At 69.5% G+C, this 1,450-nt stretch carries 1 protein-coding gene and 1 pseudogene; both read right to left on the reverse strand.

Features of this window, described 5'->3' with window-relative positions:
• A partial coding sequence (locus ASE89_RS09395; protein WP_168427618.1) for a hypothetical protein occupies positions 1–772 on the reverse strand: 772 nt, incomplete at its 3' end.
• A pseudogene (locus ASE89_RS09400) lies at positions 769–1,450 on the reverse strand (exopolysaccharide biosynthesis protein); the annotation flags it as partial. The gene ASE89_RS09395 and the pseudogene ASE89_RS09400, both read right to left, overlap by 4 nt.

Genomic DNA, 1,450 nt, shown 5'->3' on the forward strand with positions numbered 1-1,450 from the left:
TGAGCCCGAAACACGCCTCGAGCTGTGTCGCGCTGGCGGGGCCGGCATCGAAGATCACCAGCCCATAATGATCGCGCAGCGGATCGAGCATGTTGGCAAGACGCTGGCGATCGAAGAGCTCGGACGCATTGGGGACGCTCGGACCCGCCGACAGCAGCGACAGGCCGGGGATCGCGGTGGTCTGGGCGATCGCCTCGACGCGGCCGCCCGACGACAGCAGCGTCGACAGACCGGTGCGGTTGGGCAGGCGGAACAGCCCGTGCTGACGCGGTGCGCCGATCCCGCCGTCCACGAGCAGCGTCGAATAGCCGGCCTGTGCGCAGGCGACCGCCAGATTGGCGGTGAGCACAGTGGTGTGCAGCGTTTCGTCGTCGATCCCGATCATTGCGACCCCCTGAAGCGGAGAGCCGTCGGGACGGACGTAGCGCGTCACGATCGCACGAATGTCGCGCGCGGTGACCGCGATGGGCTCATCGGGCGCGAACGCCGCGACGACGAGCGGATCGACGCGCTCATCGCCCTCGGGGAGAACCGTGAAGCCCTGTTGCAGCCCGATCGCGCGGCGCATCTGCTCTTCGGTCGCAAAGCCAAGCTCGACCGTCGCCTCGCCGAACAGCAGCCCGGTTTCAGCCTGGCGATGCTCGATCTGGCGATGCGCCTCGGGCGAAAGCGACAGCAATTTGCCCAGAAGATGCCGCTGGCTGGGCGCTTCGGCGGCCGGTGCGACCGCGGGCCGAACAACATTTGCCGTTTCGCTCGAACGAAGCCTCACGACGTTTGCCGTCCACCCAGCGGCGACGCGACGCGCGACTGCGAAAACGATACCGATGCCAGCACGGGCGCACCGATGGCCGTCGCTGCGCCACGCGACGTCCGCACCCGCGGTCGCCACAGTTCGAGCGCCAGCGCCGTCCCCGCCGCCAGCATCGCGCCGAGCACAAGGCCGAGCGTCAGCCGCATCGGTACGTTGGGCAAGGAGGGAAACATCGGCGGCTGCGCGACGTCGAGCTGGACGACGTTGGTCGACGGCGCCTCGCTCTGCAGCCGCATCGTGCCGAGACGCTGGGTCACGGAGTCATAGGCCGCCCGGGCCGAATCGACATCGCGCTGGAGCACGTCGAGCTCGGCGCGGTCACCCGCGAGCGACAGCATCTTGCCGCGCTGCTGGTTCACCAGGGCGCGCATCTGGCTTTCCCTGCTGCTCGCCGCACCGCTGGCGACGCGCACCGCATTGGTGCTCGTACCGGTCTCGACCGCGAGCCGGCGACGCAGCGCCGACAATTCTGCCTCGGCGGCCTGACGCTGCGGGTGGTTCGGGCCGAGATCCGCGCTGAGCTGTGCGACTTCGGCCGTCTTGGCCGAGATCTGCGTGCGCAAACCCTGGACAACACCGGCCGTTTGCACGTCGAGCCCGGTGCTGCCGCCGCCGGCTCGCGCGCCGGCATCCGCC

Origin of the sequence: Sphingomonas sp. Leaf30 (assembly GCF_001422525.1) — a bacterium.
GTDB lineage: Bacteria > Pseudomonadota > Alphaproteobacteria > Sphingomonadales > Sphingomonadaceae > Sphingomonas > Sphingomonas aerolata.